The following is a 1,754-nucleotide window of genomic DNA, read 5'->3' as shown; positions in this document are numbered from 1 at the left end:
TTATAGATGAGCTTTTGTTTAATTAAAAAGCTTGTTATGGGTGCCTTTATTTCCTGAGGATAGCTTGCAGTAATATATATCAATCAGTTAAAGAATGAATATTGATTTTTCTAGCTCACTAAAAGATCTTAGGAGATTTTCATTATAGAGGGACAGAAAAACTGTAATCTCATTAAGATTAATTTATTTGATACTGATAAGTCTTTTATATCGCTTTCACAATACGTTTTTTCGTCAAGCAACAAAGCGTATTTTTGTGTGATTAGTCTTGAACGAAAAAACTTTCCTGTATGCCATATTGAGAGATCCTTAATAACCTTGATTAAGTAGTCGTCTTCTTGTGTAATCGGCCAGATAATAGTGAAATAAATCTGAGGATGATTTTTTGAAATTGTTATTTTAGAATTTTTACTGTTGTCATAATGCCTATGAACTTTTCCAGCTGATCATGGTGATTTGTTTTCTACGGATCATATCAATAGATTGCACGACCTAGTTCATCTAACAATAAATCTTTGCGTTTCCAAAGTAAATTTAGCCATTTTTGAAAATAACGACGAAAATTGCGATTTTCATAATAATCACCGATAAGATCAGAAGGTAAAGGTAATAATTCATAATGCACAGTGATCGTAGAATAATCACCCTGAAAATATTTCCAGAAGGTAAGTGGTTGGGAATAATGAATTGTTACATTTAAAATTCCACTTAATTCCTTCTGTAATTCTTTGATAACAATTGCAATTCCCCCTGATTTTGGTTTTAACAAATGTATATAAGGAGAAGATTGGCTTTTCTGCTGAGCAATCGTAAAACGAGTACCTTCTACAAAATTAATTATTGTAGTTGGAAATTCTTTAAATTTTTCACATGCCTTTTTTGTAGTTTGAATATCTTGTCCTTTCAATTTTGGTTTTTTGCGAATTGCCTGAGGGGAATGTCGTCGCACGAAAGGATAATTCAAAGACCAGCAACTTAGGCCAAGTATAGGCAACCTCCATAGCAGCTCTCGTTTCATAAAAAATTTAATAACAGAAGTTTTATGACTAAATACGCGTCCAAGTACTAATATATCAAGCCAGCTTTGATGATTACTAATTAATAGATACCATTTATGAGGAGAAAGATTACCTTTGCCTTTAATTTTCCATCGATGACGGCGCACACTTAGAAATTTTCCAGAAATAATACCCCATAAAGTTGGAAAAAATAAAGCAATTTTCATTAAAGTTTCATACCAAGAGTTAACTGGTATGAGTCGAGCTAGAAGACCAAAAATAAGCGCAAGCATACCTAAAATACAAGAAGGAATCATATAGAGAAAGATAAGAAAAGCTCCTAAGAAAAACTGAAAGAAACGCTGCATTTATGAAATCCTTCTTTTTAAAACCCCATTTTTTCTTAAGTAGAGCCCTATTCTTTAAATTAAATTAACTAAATACTTGATAAAGATTGCCGACTATTTCTTTACCTGGGGATTTGAAAATACATTAGTATTGATTAACCCTAATAATGAGGTTAACTATTTAAATTTTTACTTTACTTTTTCTTCTTGTTAGAAGGTTAAATAAGTAAATTATATGTCAAGGTCATCAAGAATGCTATTTTTTTATTAGAAGGATAAAAACAACTAATATTTCTTAGTTTTATTACCCCACTGTGCCGCACTCCAGGGCCATTGATCCGCTAACAATTTATCTTAATTTGGATGTATATGAATTGACAAAAGAAGTTAATATAGAGTAATACAGGAG

The 1,754-nt window shown here is 31.1% G+C and carries 1 protein-coding gene; it reads right to left on the bottom strand.

What is annotated here, in order from left to right; all coding sequences use genetic code 11:
- Positions 1-475: 475 nt before the first annotated feature.
- The gene (locus CLERM_RS00290; RefSeq protein ID WP_102156637.1) at positions 476-1,366 is read right to left on the bottom strand and encodes an acetyltransferase; all 891 of its coding nucleotides are present in this window, start codon (positions 1,364-1,366) and stop codon (positions 476-478) included.
- Positions 1,367-1,754: the final 388 nt, after the last annotated feature.

Source organism: Coxiella-like endosymbiont (assembly GCF_002871095.1).
In the GTDB taxonomy this organism is placed as follows: Bacteria; Pseudomonadota; Gammaproteobacteria; order Coxiellales; family Coxiellaceae; genus Coxiella.
The sequence above is the reverse complement of the archived record's forward strand: the minus strand, read 5'-3'. Positions and strand labels throughout refer to the sequence as shown.